The organism is Nocardioides korecus (genome assembly GCF_054778395.1).
Genome location: NZ_BAAGZO010000006.1, coordinates 308,570 through 325,817, shown reverse-complemented (window position 1 = coordinate 325,817; position 17,248 = coordinate 308,570). Strand labels below are relative to the sequence as shown.

The following is a 17,248-nucleotide window of genomic DNA, read 5'->3' as shown; positions in this document are numbered from 1 at the left end:
CGGACCTGGGTCTCCGAGCGAGGCCTCGGAACCACGAGCAACATTTGCAGACCCCACGGCTGACCCGGACGCCCCGGCTGACCCGTGGGCCCCGGCCTGCCCCTGCGCCTGCCGCCCGCGGCGGCCCGGAAAACCGCTGGGGAGCAGGCCGGGGCCGCGGCTACCGTGAGGCGGTGCCGACACCGCAGGAGCAGCAGGTCGTGGCCCGGTTCGTGCAGGACGGGCGGCTGGTCACGATGCCCACGAAGCGCAGCAAGCGGCTGCTGGTGCTCGACCACGTCGCGCAGGAGTTCGAGCCGGGGCGGAGGTACGCCGAGGCCGAGGTCGACGCGGTCCTCACGGGGTTCCACGACGACCACGCGGCCCTGCGCCGCTACCTGGTCGAGGAGGGCCTGATGAGTCGCGAGGGCGGGGTCTACTGGCGCAGCGGCGGCACGGTCGCCACCTGAGGCGGCCTCACCAGCAGGGCGGGGTGCGGTCCCTCCAGGCGTCGCCGGCGTCGGCGTGGGCCTGCTCGACCTGGGCGGCCAGGGACAGCAGGGTGGCCTCGTCGCCGGGGCGGGCCGCGAGCATCGTGCCGACCGGCAGTCCCTCGGGGGTCCAGTGGGTCGGCAGCGAGACGGCCGGGCTGCCGGTGAGGTTCCACAGCGAGGTGTACGGCGTGAACCGCTTCTGGGCCTCGAAGTCGGCGCTCGGGTCGGCGTCGTCGCGGATCGCCCCCACCGGCAGCGGCGGGGTGGCCAGCGTCGGCGTCAGCACCACGTCGTACGCCGCGAGCTGCTGCAGCGCCCCGGCCGCGAGCCGGCGCAGCGCCCCGACGGCGAGCCCGAACTCCGCCCCGGACACGCCGGAGGCCCGGTCGGCCAGCCAGGTCGTGAGCGGGCGCAGCACGGCGCGCTGCTCGTCGCTCAGCGTCACCACCGACTGCGCGGTCAGCACGGCCCAGCAGGTCTCGAAGACGCCCACCGCGCTCGGCGCCAGCGGGACCGGCACGTCCTCGACGTCGTGGCCCAGCGACTCCAGCAGGGCGCTGGCGGCCTCCCACGCGGCGCGGCACTCGGGGTCGACCTCGGCCTCGGCGATCACGGGGTCGACGAACCGGGCCACGCGCAGGCGGCCCGGCTCGCGGTCGCAGGCGGCGAGGAACGGCTCGGTCGGCTCCGGCGCCCAGAACGGGTCGCCCGCCGCGCGCCCGGCCATCACGTCCAGGAACGCCGCGGCGTCACGCACCGTGCGGGCCAGCGGGCCGTTGGTCGAGAGCCCGACCGGGTCGCCGTACATCGGCGCCGGCGAGATCCGTCCGCGGCTGGGCTTGAGACCGACCAGGCCGCAGCAGCTGGCCGGGATCCGGATCGAGCCGCCGCCGTCGGAGCCCTGCGCGACGGGGACCAGCCCGGCCGCCACGGCCGCGCCCGCGCCGCCGCTGGACCCGCCCGCCATCCGGGTGGTGTCCCACGGCGTGACGGCCGGCGCCGCGCCCTCGGGCTCGGTGTAGCAGGGCGAGCCGAACTCCGGCGTCGCGGTCTTGCCCAGCACCGGCATGCCCGCGGCCGCGATCCGGCGGACGACCTCGTCGTCGACCTCGGGCACGAAGCCGGCGTACGCCGCGGACCCGAAGGACGTCGGCACCCCGGCGGTCAGGTTCAGGTCCTTGACCGCCGTCGGGACGCCGGCGAGCGGGCCGTCGGCGGCGGGCGCCCCGGGCAGCTCGCGCACGGTGACGAAGGCGCCCAGGGCGCTCCCGTGCTCGGCGATGCGCCCCAGGTAGTGGCCCACCAGCTCCGCGCTCGAGGTCTCCCCCGCCCGGATCGCGGCCCCCTGCTCCAGGGCGGTCAGGTCGTGCAGCTGGCTCATGGGCGCGACGGTACCCGCGCCGCGCCCCTACGCGTCGTGGCGCCGCAACCCGAAGGTGAGGCTGTCGAGCAGGGCCATCCAGGAGGCCTCGATGACGTTGTGGCCCACGCCGACGGTGACCCAGGAGCTCTGGCCGTCGGAGGTCTCGATCAGGACCCGGGTGATCGCGTCGGTGCCGTGCCCCTGGTCCAGGATCCGCACCTTGTAGTCGATCAGCTCGAACTTCACGATCTCGGGGTAGAGCTGGCTGATCGCCTGCCGCAGGGCGTGGTCCAGGGCGTTGACGGGGCCGTTGCCCTCGCCGGTGATCACCAGCCGCGCTCCCCCGGCGCGCAGCTTCACCGTCGCCTCCGAGAGCGCCTCGTCGCCGGGACGGGTCTCGGTGATCACCCGCCACGACTCGACCTCGAAGTACGACGGCCGCACACCGTCGACCTCCTCGACCAGCAGCAGCTCGAAGGAGGCGTCGGCCGCCTCGAAGGTGTAGCCGCGGGCCTCCAGGTCCTTGACCCGGCCCGTCACGCGCTTGACCAGCTCGGGCTCCAGCTCGTAGCCGAGCTCGCGGCCCTTGAGCTCGATCGAGGCCCGTCCGGCCATGTCGGAGACCAGCAGCCTCATGTCGTTGCCGACGCCCGCGGGGTCCATGTGCTGGTAGAGGAACGGGTCGACCTTGATCGCGCTGGCGTGCAGGCCGGCCTTGTGGGCGAAGGCGCTGGTGCCCACGTAGGGCTGGCGCGAGGCGGGCGGCACGTTGGTGACGTCGGCGACGGCGTGGGCCACGCGGGTGGCCTCGCCGAGCAGGCCGGGCGGCAGGACGGGGCGGCCGACCTTGAGCTCGAGGTTGGCCACCACGGTGACCAGGTCGGCGTTGCCGGTGCGCTCGCCGTAGCCGTTGAGCGTGCCCTGCACGTGGGTGGCCCCGGAGTCGACCGCGGCCAGGGTGTTGGCGACCGCGCAGCCGGTGTCGTTGTGGCAGTGGATGCCTACCCGGCCGCCGGTGCTGGCCACCACGTCGCCGACGACGTCGCCGACCCACGTGGGCAGCATGCCGCCGTTGGTGTCGCACAGGGCGGCCACGTCGGCGCCCGCCTCGAACGCCGTGCGCAGCACCTCCAGCGCGTAGTCGCGGTTGTCGCGGTAGCCGTCGAAGAAGTGCTCGGCGTCGAGGAAGACCCGCTGGCCCTCGGCGCGCAGGTGCGCCACGGTGTCGCGGACCATGGCGAGGTTCTCGACCAGGGTCGTGCGCAGCGCCTGCTCGACGTGGCGGTCGTGGGACTTCGCCACGAGGGTCACCACCCCCGCGCCGGAGTCGCGCAGAGCCGCCACCAGCGGGTCGTCGGCGGCGGCCACCCCGGCGCGCCGGGTCGCCCCGAAGGCGGCCAGCTGGGCGTGCTGGAGGGTCAGCTCCTCGCGGGCACGGGCGAAGAACGCGGTGTCCTTGGGGTTGGCGCCGGGCCACCCGCCCTCGATGAAGCCGACGCCGAGGCCGTCCACGTGGCGGGCGATGGCCAGCTTGTCGGCCACGGAGAGGTTGAGCCCCTCCTGCTGGGCGCCGTCGCGCAGCGTCGTGTCGTAGACGTGGAACAGGTCGCTGGTCATGCGGGTCCTCGGCGGGTCGGGAGCAGGATGGCGCGGGGTCGGTACGGGGTCGGTACGGGTTCGGTGCGGGGTGTGGCGCCCCGGACAGCAAAAAGACCTCCCGTGGGGACGAGAGGTCGGCGCGGCGGGCCGGTGGATCTGGGGCGGGCCCGTCGCGCTAGGCGATGACGATGACGCGGTGCAGCACGAGGCCGAGTCTGCCACGTCTGTCCAGCCCTCGGTACGTCCGTCCCGGCATCCGGCCGTCACCGCCACGGACGCGGGACGGGACCGGCCCCCCGACCGGTCCCGCCCCAGGTGTTGCGCGTGCTGGTGTCCCGCACGCGGTCATCTGCGCGTCAGCGGCGCTCCCCCGCGAGGAACGTGGCGCCGTTGGGCGTGCCCCGTCCGGTGATGTCGTCGTAGCCCGGGCGGGTGGTCTGGCTGTCACCGGTCTCGAAGGTGCCGGTGTAGTTGCCCAGCGCGCTGGCGAAGTGCAGCGGACGCTTCTGCGGCGTGACGTCGTTGAAGGCCTGCTTCTTCAGCGAGTAGAGAAGCGGGTTGGCGAAGCCGATCGGGGTGCGCCGGCCCTGCTGGGCCACGGCCTGGATGCCGGCGATGAGCGGGCAGGCCAGGCTGGTGCCACCGATCGAGCCCTCGGCGTACGCCGGGCCCTGGCCGGTGTAGCCGACGTAGAACCCGGTGTAGGGGTCGGCGTCGGCGGCGACGTCGGGTGAGACCCGGTCCTGCTGGCCCCGGTCGTTGCTCAGCGCGCCCGGGACGGTGCCGCGCTGGTAGGACGGCTGGGCGAAGATCGTGCTGCGCCCGCCACCGGCCCCGCCGATGAACTCACCCGGCAGGGGCAGGGTGTAGGCGGCCGTCGGTCCGCTGTAGTCGATCCGGTCCAGGGAGGTCTCCCACCCGAGGGTGCCGACCGACTGGTCGTTGCGACCGATCAGCTCGCTGGTGCCGCCGACCGCGGTCACCGCCGGGTCGGAGGCGGGGTAGTCGGGCTGCGGCGTGAGTCCGTCGAGGGCGACGTTGTCGCCGTCGTCCCCGGAGGAGAAGTAGAACCCGATGCCCTCGGACACGGCCTGCAGGAACATGTTGTGCTCCAGGGCGATCTCGGAGGGGTCGACCGCCTCGCCGGTGAAGCCGTAGGAGTTGCTGACGATGTCGGCGGTGTGGTGGGTGATCACGTCGTTGACCGCCTCGTCGATGCCCGTGTCGCAGTTCCGGGCGCCGACGTAGTGGATGTTCGCGCCCGGGGCCATCGCGTGCACGGCCTCGACGTCGAGGGCCTCCTCGCCGTTCCAGCCGTCCTCGCCACCGCACTCGTCCTGGAGGCTGAACGGCCGGAAGACGGTCTCGGTGTACTGCCCCGACGTGAACCCCGGCTCCCCCATCGAGGCGGAGTAGCGGTTGGCGTCGGACTCCATCGTGGGGTTGGCGTAGGCGTCGATGATGGCCACGGTCTGGCCGCGCCCGTCGTTCCCGGAGCGCACGGCGCCCGTGGTGCCGTAGACGTTGCGCAGCTGCGCCGGGGTCAGCCCGCACTCGTAGGTGTTGACGCGGGTCTGCCCGTCGACCTCGGGCACGGTCTGCTGGTGCTCGCCCCAGAAGTTCGAGCAATCCGAGGCGGGCGGCCGGGTGGCGCCGGGAGCATCGCCCCGCGAGGTGCCCTGGGCCGAGGTGTCCGGGACGATCTTCTGCGACCGCGGCGCGCGCAGCTGGGGCGTGGTCAGGCCGGTGACGGTGGTGATGTCGGAGGCGACCGCGGTGGGGACGGTGACGTCGTCGGCCGGGGCGCGCAGGGTGCGACCGTCGAAGGAGTACTTCTTCAAGGTGGTGCCGAAGGCCTGGTTCAGCTGGGCCACCGAGCCGCTGGCCTGCACCCACTGGCGACCGGCGGCCGGCGCGGAGACGTCGAGGCCCTGGCCCTGGAGGAACCCGGTGACGCGGCTGGCGGCGGAGGCGTCGGGCCCGAACCTCGCGGCGTACGCCGAGGGACTCAGGTAGTGGCCGTAGTCGGGGCTGGCGGGGTCCGACACCGAGGCGGCGAAGGCCTCGACGGCGGCGGGGTCCTGCGGGGCGAGGCTGACGCGCACGCTGAGGCGGGTGGACGGGTCGACCGTCCCCACCGCGCGCGAGGGGGTCGCCCAGGGCGGGCGGACGTGGCCGACGGCGCCACGGCCGTTCGGGCCGGGGCTGGCGGCGGCGGTGCCGGCGGCAGCGAGGGGCACGCACAGGGCGACGGCGCCGAGGCCGGCCAGCAGCGTGCGAGGTCCGAGTCGGGACATGGATGGGTCCTTCCGAGGTGGGGGGAGGTGTTCCCCACCCCCTGGACTACCAGCCGGTGGTTGTCGTCGTCACCTACCGCGCCGCCGGCGAGTCGTGCGTTGCACGAACGTGCAGTTCTTCGCGCTGCGACCGACACCCGTGGCCGCGCCCGGGCGTGGGACGATCAGCCGCCGAACGACGGCTGCGGGTCGGGCGAGGAGATCACCGGGGCGGCGGCCTGCTGCATGGCGGCCGCGACCAACGGCCGCATCAGGACCGGCGACGCGGTCCGCGACACCCCGTAGCGGTTGGCCAGCACGGCCTGGTAGCAGGTGTCCTGGGCGTCGCTCGCGGCGTCGTCGCTCCACCCGAGGGCGTCGGGAGAGACCCGCTCCACGGACGGGGCGGCCGGGACCTGGCTGCAGTCCGGGGCGCTCCAGTGCCGGATCTCGACCTGCGAGCCGTCGGGCACCACGGCCGGGCGGGTCCACGCGATGTCGACGCCGGTGGTCCCCGTCGCGGGGTCGGCGGCCGGGTCGGTGGCCGCGGCGGGGCGGGCCTCCAGGCGGTAGGTCGGCTTCAGCGCCGACGGCATCGCGTCGATCAGGCAGGACGAGTTGGGGGCGAGGCGTGCGCGGCCGCCGTACAGCTGGACGAAGCGGGTGGCCAGGGGGGCGTCGATCGTGCGGCAGCGGTACCAGCCCTGCTGGTCGAGGGAGAACATCCCGCAGCCGACGACGTCCATCACCGGCGACATCAGGGCGCAGCTCGTGGTGGTGTGCTGGAAGCCCAGCACGTGGCCGATCTCGTGGGCCAGGACGCCGAGGACCTCGACGCGGTACCACGGGTCGAGGGCGTCGACCGTGTCGTACGCCGGGCTCAGCCGCACCCAGGCGTTGCGGGTGCGACCCACCGTGGCCAGCCCGGCGGCACCGCCGGTGTCGCCGTAGCCGATCGTGAACTGGGCCCGGGAGCGCTTCGTGGTGGGCACCAGGCGGATCCGGCTGCCGGAGGCGTTCCACTTCGCGACGGCGGCGTCCAGGCTCCAGGACCACTTGACCGGGAGGGACTCGAAGTAGGTGAGGGTCCGGCCGCGCCAGGTGGGGACCGCGCCGCGGGCGCCCGCCGCGGTCACCTCGTCGGTGTCGCCCCGGAAGTCCAGGCGCTCCCCGGCGTGGTGGTCGTGGCCGCCCGCGGCGGCCGGGACGCCGGCCGCGGCCGACGCGTCGGCCGGGGGCATCGCCACCAGGGCCGCGAGGGCGAGGACCACGACCACCAGGGGTGCCACGACGATCCGGCGGACCCGCGCAGGGGCCGCGACGGGGAGGGAGGTCTCGTCGGAGATCCGAGAACGGAGGATCGTGGGCACATCGGAATGTTCGGACATCCAGCCCGGGTCGGCCACTCGTCGCCGATCGCGCACTAGACCAGGGGCGACGGTTCGGCTGAAAACGGCTCCGGGGGTTTCGAGACGCAGTACATACGACCCCGGGACGGCCCGCGCGGTCCGGAACGCGGGTCCGGTCAGCGCCAGGGAGCGTGCAGACCCGGGGCCCAGTTGGGCCCGGACCCGAACAGCAGCGCGAGCAGCACCGCGGCGAGCACCGTCGAGGTGGCGGCGACGAACCAGCCCCACCGCTCCGAGCGCGAGGTGGCGGTGGTGAACCGGCGCACGGTCTCGCAGAGCCGGTCCGACCCGGGCCCCCACCAGAGCATCGGCGCGACGCCGAGGCCGGCCAGGGTCAGCCCGACCGCCGCCGGCTGCCCGGCCAGGTAGCCGACCGAGAACATCGCCAGGCCCACCAGCGCGGCCAGCGCGACCAGGCCGACGGTGCCGACGGCCGCCACGGCGACGTAGCCGGGGGTGCCCAGGGTGGTGACGGGGACGTCGTACCACCGGGCGCGGCCGCGCAGCGTCCGGCGTCGGCCGTGCCGCTGGCGGGCCACCGAGACCGTGCGCAGACCGAGCACGACCAGGGCCACCAGCCCCAGTCCGAGGTACGGCGCGTAGGCCACGGTCGCGCCCGCGAGGGCCCCCAGCCCCAGGAGCTGGAGCCGCTGCTGGAGGCGGCTACCGGGGTCGGCCGGTGCCCAGGGAGCCGACGCCCAGGGCGCGGGGCCCGGACCCGCCGGGTCGTGGCGGGTCGGCGCGGGCCAGCCGGGCCCGACCCGACCGGCGCCCGCGCCCACCGGGGCGTCGGGCACCGCCGGCAGGACCGTGGTCGGCGGGTCGGGCTGCTCGTAGGGGTCCACCCGGTGGGCGCGGACCCCGCGCTGGTCGAGGTCGTCGACGGGCGCGACGGACGCCGCGGCCGCGACCAGGGGCGTCACCAGGGTGGCGTGGTCCGAGCCGCCGCGGGTCTCCTCGGCGGGGCCGACGCCCTGGGTGGCCCCCTCCCGACGGGGGCCGCCGGCGTCGCGCCGCTGAGGCGAGAACGGCATCGTCCAGGGGACCGGCGCGGCCACCGGCGGCGCGGCGGCCACGGCGGCGTCGGCGCCCTCCAGACGGCGCAGCTCCGGCACGATCTCGGCCAGGCCCGGACGCCGGCTCGGCTCGGGGTCCAGCGAGCGCTCGAGCAGCGGCCGCAGGGCGGTCGTGACGGCACCGAGGTCGTGCTCCCCGCGGCGCACGCGGTCGAGGACGGCCATCGTGGGCCCGGTGCCGTAGGGCGAGCGGCCGTTGGCGGCGTAGGTGACGGTCGCCGCCCAGGAGTGGACGTCGGAGGCGGGCGTCGCGTCGTCGCCGTACAGGATCTCGGGGGCCAGGTAGCCCGGGGTGCCGAGCAGGAAGCCGGTCTGGGTCAGGCGGGGGTCCTCGGCGACCCGGGCCAGCCCGAAGTCGATCAGGACCGGCCAGCGGCCCTCCATCAGCACGTTGGTGGGCTTGACGTCGCGGTGCAGCACCCCGGCGGCGTGGACCGCCTGGAGGCCCTCGGCGAGCACCCGCGCGAAGTGCACCAGCGCGGGCCCCTCGACGACGCCCTCCTCCTTGACGTGGTGGTAGAGCGAGAGCCCGGGCACGTAGCGGGTGACGACGTACGGCAGCGGACCGTGCGGGTCGGCGTCGAGGATCTCCGCGATCCGGGGGCTGTGGATGCGTCGCAGCGAGGCGACCTCCTGGGCCAGCCGCTCGCGGGCCTCGACGTCGCCCACGACGTGCGGACGCAGCACCTTCAGCGCCACCCGGGCGCCGTCGGGGGCCTGCGCGAGGTGCACGACCCCCATGCCGCCCTCCCCGATCGGGGACAGCAGCCGGTAGGGACCGACCCAGCTCTCGGGCGGCTGGTGGGGTCGGCTGGTCACCGCACCACGGTACAGAAACCGCTCAGACGACCCGGTGCATCCACCCGAAGGAGTCCTCGGCGCGCCCGAACTGGAGGTCCACCAGGTCCTGGCGGATCTCCAGGGTGAGCGGGCCGGCCTCGTCGGTGGCCGCGCCGCTGACCTCGCCGCCGTTCCAGCGCAGCGTGCCGACGGGGGTGACCACGGCGGCGGTGCCGCAGGCGAAGATCTCGGTGATGTCGCCGTTCGCGACGCCCTGGCGCCACTCGTCGATGTCGAACTTGCGCTCCTCGACCCGGTGGCCCTTCTTCTGGGCCAGCTCGATGATCGCCGAGCGGGTGATGCCCTCGAGGATGGTGCCGGTCTCGGGGGTGACGACGTGGCCGTCGCGGTGGACGAAGTACATGTTCATGCCGCCGAGCTCCTCGACGTACCTGCCCTCGGCGACGTCGAGGAAGACGACCTGGTCGCAGCCGTGGGCGCTGGCCTCCTGCTGGGCCACCAGCGAGCTGGCGTAGTTGCCGCCGGTCTTGGCCGCGCCCATGCCGCCGCGGCCCGCGCGGGTGTACTCCTCGGTCAGCCACAGCGTCAGCGGCTTCACGCCGCCCTTGAAGTACGCGCCGGCGGGGCTGGCGATCACCATGAAGGTGACGTGCTGGGCCGGGCGGACGCCGAGGAACGCCTCGGTGGCGATCATGAACGGACGCAGGTAGAGGCTCTTCTCACCCGCACCGGCCTCGTTGGTCGGCACCCACCGCTGGTCGACCTCGACCAGGGCGTCGACGGCCTGCACGAAGTCCTCGGGCTCGAGCACCGGCAGCGCCAGGCGGCCCGAGGAGCGCGCCATCCGCTTGGCGTTCTCCTCGGGGCGGAAGGTCCACACCGACCCGTCGTCGTGGCGGTAGGCCTTCATGCCCTCGAAGGTCTCCTGGGCGTAGTGCAGGACCGCGGCGGCCGGGTCCATGCTCAACGGGCCGTACGCCGTGATGCGGGCGTCGTGCCACCCCTGCTCCGGCGTCCACTCGACCGTGAACATGTGGTCGGTGAAGAAGCTGCCGAAGCCGGGGTTGGCCAGGATCTCGGCCACCTCGGCGTCGCTGCGCGGGTGGTCCGAGGGCGTGGTGGTGATGTCGAGCGTCATGGGGGGCACGTTATCTCTCGAGGAGGGGGTCACGGCCGCCCCGGTGCGGGGTCAGCCGGCGAGGCGGGCGGCGATCGAGTCGCCGATCTCCGAGGTGGATCCGCGGGCGCCGTCGACGCGGGCGGCCAGGTCCTCGACGACGGCGGTCTCGACCCGGGTCGCGGCCTCGTCGAGCCCGAGGTGCTCGAGCATCAGCACGACCGAGAGGATCGCCGCGGTCGGGTCGGCCTTGCCCTGGCCGGCGATGTCGGGCGCCGAGCCGTGCACCGGCTCGAACATCGAGGGCGAGGTGCGGTCGGGGTTGACGTTGCCGCTCGCGGCCAGGCCGATGCCGCCCGTGATGGCCGCGGCCAGGTCGGTGACGATGTCGCCGAAGAGGTTGTCGGTGACGATCACGTCGAACCGGGCGGGGTCGGTGACCATGAAGATCATCGCGGCGTCGACGTGCATGTAGTCCACGGTGACGTCGGGGAACTCGGTGCCGACCTCCTGCACCAGGCGCCACCACACGGCACCGGCGTTGACGAGCACGTTGGTCTTGTGGACCAGCGTCAGCTTCCCGCTGCGCTTCTGGGCCCGGCGGAAGGCGTCGCGCACGACGCGCTCCACGCCGAAGGCGGTGTTGACCGAGACCTCGGTCGCGATCTCGGCCGGGGTGCCGACCCGCAGGGCGCCGCCGTTGCCGGTGTAGGGACCCTCGGTACCCTCGCGCACGACCACGAAGTCCACGTCCCCCGGCGCCGCCAGGGGTGAGGTGGCGCCGGGGTAGATGCGGCTGGGCCGCAGGTTGACGTAGTGGTCGAGCTCGAAGCGCAGCTTGAGCAGCAGACCCCGCTCGAGGATGCCGGGCGGCAGGTTCGGGTCGCCCGGCTTGCCGCCGACCGCACCGAGGAGGATCGCGTCGTGCTTACGGACCTCCTCCAGCACCGAGTCCGGCAGCACCTCACCGGTCGCGAGGTAGCGCTCGGCGCCGAGGTCGTAGCGGGTGGGCTCGATCGTGACGGCGGCCGGGCCGCTCGCGACGGCCTGCTCGAGGACCTTGAGGGCCTCGGCGGTGACCTCGGGCCCGATGCCGTCACCGGGGATGACGGCGAGTCGGACGGGGCCCTCGTGCGGGCGGTGCGGTGCGGTGTCTGCCATGCGGAGGAGGCTAGTTGTCGTCGGGACGCATCCCTGCACCGTCTCGCTGGTCAAGCGAGGCCTGGAGGCCGGCGGCGTGGGTCGGGTTGCTGCTGGGGTGGTCGGACCGGTGCTTGGCCGGACCCCACTCGGGGAGGTGCTCGAACATGGGTGCTCCTGGGAGGTGGGAAGGCGTGCGGGAGGGGGAGGTCTCGGCGACCGGACCCCGGCTGGTGGGGGGTGCGACGGTCGGGCGCGAGGACTCCGCGGGGAGACGAACGCAGCGGCACGGCCACGGGTCTCGAGAGTCGGATCTGGTTCACGAGAAGTCGGGGGTGGGAACTTCTCTGGTCTCGCTCGCGGAGTCGTCGACAGGCCTGTCGGCGGGGTACGCCGAACTCCGCGGCGAGGTGGCCTATCTAGATACAGGCCTCGCCACGGCATCGAATAAGTACGACGTTCCGCATAGCCCCACCAGGATGGACCCCTCCCCCGGGCGCTGTCCGCGCATCGGTCGATTCGTCTCAGGATGCGGGACGGCCTCGTGTGGGCGGTTCCCGCGCACCGGGTCCGTCACACTGGCCCCATGAGTGCCCCGCCCGAGCTCCCGGCCGTCGTCGCGCGGGCGTTCGACGTCTCCCGACGTGCGGGTTACGTGTCGTTCTGCCGCAACGAGACCGGCCGCCTGCTGGCCGCCCTCGCGGCCACCCGCGGCGGCGTGATGGCCGAGTTCGGGACCGGGTGCGGTGTGGGCACGGCCTGGCTGCGCTCCGGCGTACGGCCCGGGACGACGATCCTGTCCGCCGAGCTGGACCCGAAGCTCGCGCGCGCCGCGGCCGAGATCTTCGTCGACGACCCGCAGGTCGACGTGCTGGCCGCCGACTGGTCGACGCTGCGTGACAAGGGCCCCTACTCGCTGCTGTTCCTGGACCCCTCGGTCCCCGAGGACGCCTCCCCCGAGGCCGTGGCCGACCTGGTCGAGCCCGGCGGCATCGTGGTCCTCGACGACTTCACGCCCTGCGAGCTGTGGCCGCCGATCAGCTACGGCCGCGTCGACACCTTCCGCGAGGGCTGGCTCACCGACGAGCGCTTCACCGCGGTCGAGGTGATGGTCGCCGGCGACGCCTCCGCCATCATCGCCACCCGCCGCTGACCCTCCCCACCCCGCCGAGTGGGGCATCCAGGCACGCCCGAGGGCGCCGAGCGGGGGATCCGTGCCCGCCCGGGGGCGCCGAGCGGGGGATCCGCGCCCGCCCGGGGGCGCCGAGCGGGGGATCCGTGCCCGCCCGGGGGCGCCGAGCGGGGGCTCAGCGCTCGGGGAGCTCCACGACGAAGAGCGGGAGCAGCAGCTGCACGAGCGGGCCGATGGCCAGGGTGTAGAGCACCGTGCCGATCCCGACCACGCCGCCGAGCAGCCAGCCGAGCGCGACCACGGTCACCTCGATCCCGGTGCGGACGACCCCGACCGGCAGGCCCGTGCGCCGGTGCAGGCCGGTCATCAGCCCGTCGCGCGGACCGGGGCCGAGCTGCGAGCCGATGTAGAGCGCCGTCGCGAGCGCGTTGAGCAGCACGCCGCCGACCAGCAGCGCGACCCGCAGCCCGATCGCGTCGGGGGTGGTGAGCACCCGCAGCACCGCGTCGGCGACGAGGCCGACCACGAAGGAGTTGGCGATCGTGCCGAGTCCGGGCCGCTCGCGCAGCGGGATCCAGAGCAGCAGCACGAGCAGGCTCATCACGATCACGGCCGTCCCGATGGAGATCGGCAGACGCTGCGCCATCCCCTGGTGCAGCACGTCCCACGAGGCGTTGCCCAGGGTGCTGCGGATGATCATCGCGAGCGTCACGCCGTACAGCACCAGGCCGACCGCGAGCTGGGCGAGCCGGCGCGGGAGGCGCCCCGCGCGCAGCTGGGCGACCGGCCCGAGGGGGGCCAGGGTGCGGGCCCGGCGCCCGACCGGGGTCACGGCGAGGGCGCGGGTGGTGTCGGGGTGGAGGGTGACGTCGGCGGCCATGCGACCAGTCCACCAGGAAGTGGCCTTCTTCGACATGGCCAATCGTGCTTGACTGGCCTGCATGTCCCGCGTCCTGCCCGCCTCCCGGGTCGCCACCCTGCTCGGCGAGTTCGACCGCTCCCCCGCCTACCGCGGTCTCGCCGAGGGGCTGCGCGTGCTGATCGCCGACGGGCGGGTGCCGGTCGGGGCGCGGCTGCCCAGCGAGCGCGACCTCACCGAGGCGCTGGAGGTCAGCCGGACCACGGTCGCCCGGGCGTACGCCGAGCTGCGCGACCACGGCTTCCTCACCTCGCGCCAGGGCTCCGGCAGCGTGGCCAGCCTCCCGGCCAGCCGCGGCCACCGGGGCGACCACCTGCTGCCGCCCGGCGACCTGCCCCAGGACAAGGTGGACCTGACCTGCGCCGCCCCCCTCCCGGGGCCCGGCGTGCTCGCGGCCTACGAGCGGGCGGTGGCCGAGCTGCCGGCGTACCTCGGCGGGACGGGCTACTACCCCTCGGGGCTGCCGGTGCTGCGCGAGGCGGTCGCGGCGGCGTACGACGCCCGGGGGCTGCCCACCTCGCCCGACCAGGTGCTGATCGTGCCCGGCGCGCAGGCCGGCGTGGCGATCACGGCCCGCGCCCTGCTGAGCACCGGCGACCGCGCGGTGACCGAGAGCCCGACCTACCCCAACGCGATCGCCACGCTGGTGGCCAGCGGCGCTCGCGTCGTGGGCGTCGACGTGCCGCGCGACGAGACCGACACCGAGCCGATGACGACCACGCTGCGCCAGGTCGCCCCGCGGGCGGCGTACCTGATCCCGGACTTCCACAACCCGACCGGCTCGCTGCTGCTCGCCGAGGGGCGCGCCGCCGTCGCCGCGACGCTCGCGCGCACCGGGACGACCGCGATCGTGGACGAGTCGATGGTGCTGCTGCCCCTGGACGGACAGACGGTGCCGGCCCCGTTCGCGTCGTACGCCGAGGGCGCGGTGAGCGTGGGCAGCATGAGCAAGCCGTTCTGGGGAGGCCTGCGGATCGGGTGGCTGCGGCTGCCGCACCGCCTCGTCGACCGGGTCTTCCGGGCCCGGCTCAGCCTGGACCTGGGCGCCGCGCTGCTCGAGCAGCTCGTGGCCGCGGACCTCCTGCGCGACGGCGAGGACCTGCTGGCCCACCGGCGCGAGCAGCTGCGCACCTCCCGGGACGCGGCGCTGACCGCGATCGCCGAGCACCTCCCCGACTGGCGGCCCACGCGTCCCGGCGGCGGGCTCAACCTGTGGTGCGAGCTGCCCCGCCCGCTGTCCTCCGACCTCGTGCCGCACGCCGAGCGGCACGACGTCCTGCTCGCGTCGGGGCCCAGCTTCGCCCCCGAGGGCGGCCTCGACCGGTTCGTGCGCCTGCCCTACACCCAGCCCGCCCACGTCGTCACCGCCTCGATCGCCCGCCTCGGCGTCGCCTGGCAGGAGACGCTCGCGCAGCCGGGCCTCACCGGTCGTCGCGCCACCCGCCCCCGGGCCACGCCCGGCCTGGTCGCCTGAGGCCGCCGACCGGACCGGGCGACCGGACGGGCGACCGGGACGGGCGACCGGCCCCGGGGCGTGGCCGAGCCCCGGCGGGGCAGACTCCGCCGGGGCTCGGGCTGGTGCGGCTCGCGGTTCCACCGGGAGGAACCGCGAGCACGGGTCAGCCGGTGGTCACCGACACGTCGTCGAGCAGGAAGCTGGTCGCCGCGGAGGAGTCCTCGACGCCCAGGAACTTCACGGTCACCGTCTTGCCGGCGTACGCCGAGAGGTTGACCGACCGCGCCACGTAGCCCGTCCCCTTGTTGAGGTTGGAGTACGTCGCCAGCGTGGTCGTCGCGCCGCCGCTGGGGGTGACCTGCACCTTCAGCGTGTCGTACGCCGTGCTGGTGGTCGTCTCGTCGCTGGCGATCCGGAGGTAGAAGCCGAGCGTCGCGGTCGAGGCGGCCGGGATCGTCACGCTCTGGGCGACCGAGTCGGTGTGCGCGGCGCCGTAGCCGTCGAGCCAGGCGTAGTAGGACCCGGCGTGCGGGGTGGCCCCGGTGGCGTTGGTGATCACGCCGCTGGTCTGGGTCCACCCGGTGGCGCCGGACTCGAAGCCGGGGTTGAGGACCAGGTTGCCGCTGGTGGGCGGCGGGGTCGTGGTGCCGCAGGTCTCGGTCGGGGTGACCGCGACGCCCTTCCAGGCCGCGACCGTGGCGGTGCACTGGCTCGAGGTGGCGCCGTACAGGTCCTTGGCCGCCTTGACCTGGCCGTTGGCGGCCTGGGGGTAGGTGGTGGTCGAGGTCCAGTAGGTCGTCATCGCGCGGTACCAGATCGCCGCGGCGGTGTCCCGGCCGATGCCGGTCAGCGTGGTGCCGTTGCAGGTGGTCGCGCCGTGGGTGCGGCCGCCGATGGTCTTGGTGCCGGTGCCCTCGGCGAGCAGGTAGAACAGGTGGTTGCCCACGCCCGAGGAGTAGTGCGGGTCCAGGCTGCCGACCGAGGAGGTCCAGCAGTTCTTCGAGCCGCCGTCGAGCGACGGGTCGTCCATCCGCCGCAGGTAGGTGCCGTCCTTGGCGATCTTCTCGCCGATGTAGTAGTCACCCGGGTCGCTGGCGCTGTTCGCCTCGAACTCCACCATCGTGCCGAAGACGTCGGAGGTGGACTCGTTGAGCCCGCCCGCGTCGCCGGTGTAGACGAGACCGTCGGTGGCCGCGGTGACGCCGTGCGACATCTCGTGCCCCGCGACGTCGAGCGAGGTCAGCGGGTTGAACGTGGAGCCGCCGTCGCCGTAGGTCATGCAGAAGCACGAGTCGTCCCAGAAGGCGTTCTCGTAGCTGGTGCCGTAGTGCACCCGGGAGTACGCCGCCACCCCGTCGTTGCGGATGCCGGTGCGCCCGAAGTGCGCCTTGTACATGTCCCACGTCTCGGCCGCGCCGTACGCCGCGTCGACGGCCGCGCTCTGCCGGCTGCTGGTCGTGCCGGTCCCCCACGCGTTGTCGGCGTCGGTGAACAGCGTGCCCTTGGCGGTGCTCGTGGTGTTGCCCGCGTCGTACGTCGAGTGGCCGCCGCGGGTGGAGTCGGTGAGCTGGTAGGTCGAGCCGCTGAGCACGGTCTGGAGGGGGACGCTGCCGCTGTAGAGCGACTGGCCGGTGCCGCTGGCGTCCATCACCTGCGGCAGGCGGCCGAGCTGGTCGCCGGTGCGCGCGTCGGTGTAGACGAGGTCGCGCACGGGGGTGCCGTCCTTCGCGGTGCCGACGACTTCTGACTGCCAGGCGAGGACGGGCCGGTGCTGCACGGCGTACACCACCTTGACGGGGGCGGCGGCGCCGGCGCGCAGGTCGCTGCGGCGGGCGGCGTCGGACCTCGCGGTGCCGCCGGCGACGGAGGCGTTCGTCGTGGGGACGGTGATCGGGGCCTGCTGGGCGCGCACGACCTGGGTCTTGCCCGTCGGGGTGCTGCTGACGACGAGGTCGCCGCCGATCACCGGGAGCCCGTCGTAGGTGCGCTGGTAGCGGACGTGCTCGGTGCCGTCGACGTCGCGCAGCGCGTCCCGGGCGACGAGGCGCTCGGCCGAGCCCAACCGCAGGCGCTTCGCGGTGCCGGCCCGGTCGCGGTCGGCGGCGGCGAGGTCGGAGCGCCGCTTCGCCGGGGTGTACGTCGGGTCGGGTCGCCCGCCGCCGTGGGGCGCGGTGCCGACGACGCCGGGACGGGCGGTGGTGGGCCGGGCCGCCTGGGCGGACTGGCCGACCGCGAGCGGGGTCAGCGCGAGGGCGCCCACGGCGAGGACGGAGGTGCTGCGGAGGAGCCGGGTGCGTCGCCTGACGGTCCCGAGAGGTGCTTGCTTCACGCACGTGCCTTTCTCTGCGCCGCCGGGCCAGGATCTCCGGCCCGACGACCGGAGCGCGGGGTTCACCTGCGCTCCGGGAGGCCGAGCCTGACCTCCCGCGCCCGGGAGCGACAGCCGTCAGTTCACGCCGTGCACGAACATGCAGTTCCCGGGACGGG

At 74.4% G+C, this 17,248-nt stretch carries 13 protein-coding genes; 3 read left to right on the top strand and 10 right to left on the bottom strand.

The window, feature by feature from the left end:
* Nucleotides 1–173: 173 nt before the first annotated feature.
* The gene (locus tag ACYVDA_RS14205; RefSeq protein WP_460819044.1) at nucleotides 174–449 is read left to right on the top strand and encodes a DUF2087 domain-containing protein; all 276 of its coding nucleotides are present in this window, start codon (nucleotides 174–176) and stop codon (nucleotides 447–449) included.
* Between the two features lie 7 nt (nucleotides 450–456).
* On the opposite strand, the gene ACYVDA_RS14200 is transcribed toward ACYVDA_RS14205, so the two are convergent.
* From ACYVDA_RS14200 to ACYVDA_RS14165, 8 genes are all read right to left on the bottom strand, one after another.
* Complete coding sequence (locus tag ACYVDA_RS14200) at nucleotides 457–1,854, bottom strand: amidase (RefSeq protein WP_460819043.1); 1,398 nt, start codon at nucleotides 1,852–1,854, stop codon at nucleotides 457–459.
* A gap of 27 nt (nucleotides 1,855–1,881) precedes the next feature.
* The gene (gene cimA / locus ACYVDA_RS14195) at nucleotides 1,882–3,453 is read right to left on the bottom strand and encodes a citramalate synthase (RefSeq protein WP_460819042.1); all 1,572 of its coding nucleotides are present in this window, start codon (nucleotides 3,451–3,453) and stop codon (nucleotides 1,882–1,884) included.
* Nucleotides 3,454–3,791: 338 nt separating this feature from the next.
* Complete coding sequence (locus ACYVDA_RS14190) at nucleotides 3,792–5,732, bottom strand: S53 family peptidase (RefSeq protein WP_460819040.1); 1,941 nt, start codon at nucleotides 5,730–5,732, stop codon at nucleotides 3,792–3,794.
* A gap of 164 nt (nucleotides 5,733–5,896) precedes the next feature.
* Nucleotides 5,897–7,081 carry a matrixin family metalloprotease gene (locus tag ACYVDA_RS14185; protein ID WP_460819039.1) on the bottom strand — a complete coding sequence of 395 codons (1,185 nt, stop codon included), beginning with the start codon at nucleotides 7,079–7,081 and terminating at the stop codon, nucleotides 5,897–5,899.
* 155 nt (nucleotides 7,082–7,236) lie between these two features.
* Complete coding sequence (locus ACYVDA_RS14180) at nucleotides 7,237–9,015, bottom strand: serine/threonine-protein kinase (RefSeq protein WP_460819038.1); 1,779 nt, start codon at nucleotides 9,013–9,015, stop codon at nucleotides 7,237–7,239.
* A 22-nt stretch (nucleotides 9,016–9,037) separates the two neighbouring features.
* Complete coding sequence (locus ACYVDA_RS14175) at nucleotides 9,038–10,135, bottom strand: branched-chain amino acid aminotransferase (RefSeq protein ID WP_460819037.1); 1,098 nt, start codon at nucleotides 10,133–10,135, stop codon at nucleotides 9,038–9,040.
* Between the two features lie 51 nt (nucleotides 10,136–10,186).
* Nucleotides 10,187–11,275 (bottom strand): 3-isopropylmalate dehydrogenase, encoded by a 1,089-nt coding sequence (locus ACYVDA_RS14170; protein ID WP_460819036.1) that lies wholly within the window; start codon nucleotides 11,273–11,275, stop codon nucleotides 10,187–10,189.
* 10 nt (nucleotides 11,276–11,285) lie between these two features.
* Nucleotides 11,286–11,423: a hypothetical protein gene (locus tag ACYVDA_RS14165; RefSeq protein ID WP_460819035.1), complete on the bottom strand. Its 138-nt coding sequence runs from the start codon at nucleotides 11,421–11,423 to the stop codon at nucleotides 11,286–11,288.
* A 417-nt stretch (nucleotides 11,424–11,840) separates the two neighbouring features.
* Here ACYVDA_RS14165 and ACYVDA_RS14160 point away from each other — a divergent pair, with 417 nt between their 5' ends.
* Nucleotides 11,841–12,407 (top strand): O-methyltransferase, encoded by a 567-nt coding sequence (locus ACYVDA_RS14160; RefSeq protein WP_460819034.1) that lies wholly within the window; start codon nucleotides 11,841–11,843, stop codon nucleotides 12,405–12,407.
* Nucleotides 12,408–12,561: 154 nt separating this feature from the next.
* Here the strand turns inward: ACYVDA_RS14160 and yczE are convergent, their stop codons facing one another.
* Nucleotides 12,562–13,266 (bottom strand): membrane protein YczE, encoded by a 705-nt coding sequence (gene yczE / locus ACYVDA_RS14155; protein ID WP_460819031.1) that lies wholly within the window; start codon nucleotides 13,264–13,266, stop codon nucleotides 12,562–12,564.
* A gap of 61 nt (nucleotides 13,267–13,327) precedes the next feature.
* On the opposite strand from yczE, the gene yczR reads away from it, so the two are divergent.
* Nucleotides 13,328–14,779, top strand: a complete 1,452-nt coding sequence (gene yczR / locus ACYVDA_RS14150) for a MocR-like transcription factor YczR (RefSeq protein ID WP_460819030.1) — start codon at nucleotides 13,328–13,330, stop codon at nucleotides 14,777–14,779.
* A 145-nt stretch (nucleotides 14,780–14,924) separates the two neighbouring features.
* Here yczR and ACYVDA_RS14145 read toward each other — a convergent pair whose 3' ends face one another.
* Nucleotides 14,925–17,090 carry a M4 family metallopeptidase gene (locus ACYVDA_RS14145; RefSeq protein WP_460819029.1) on the bottom strand — a complete coding sequence of 722 codons (2,166 nt, stop codon included), beginning with the start codon at nucleotides 17,088–17,090 and terminating at the stop codon, nucleotides 14,925–14,927.
* Nucleotides 17,091–17,248 lie beyond the last annotated feature (158 nt).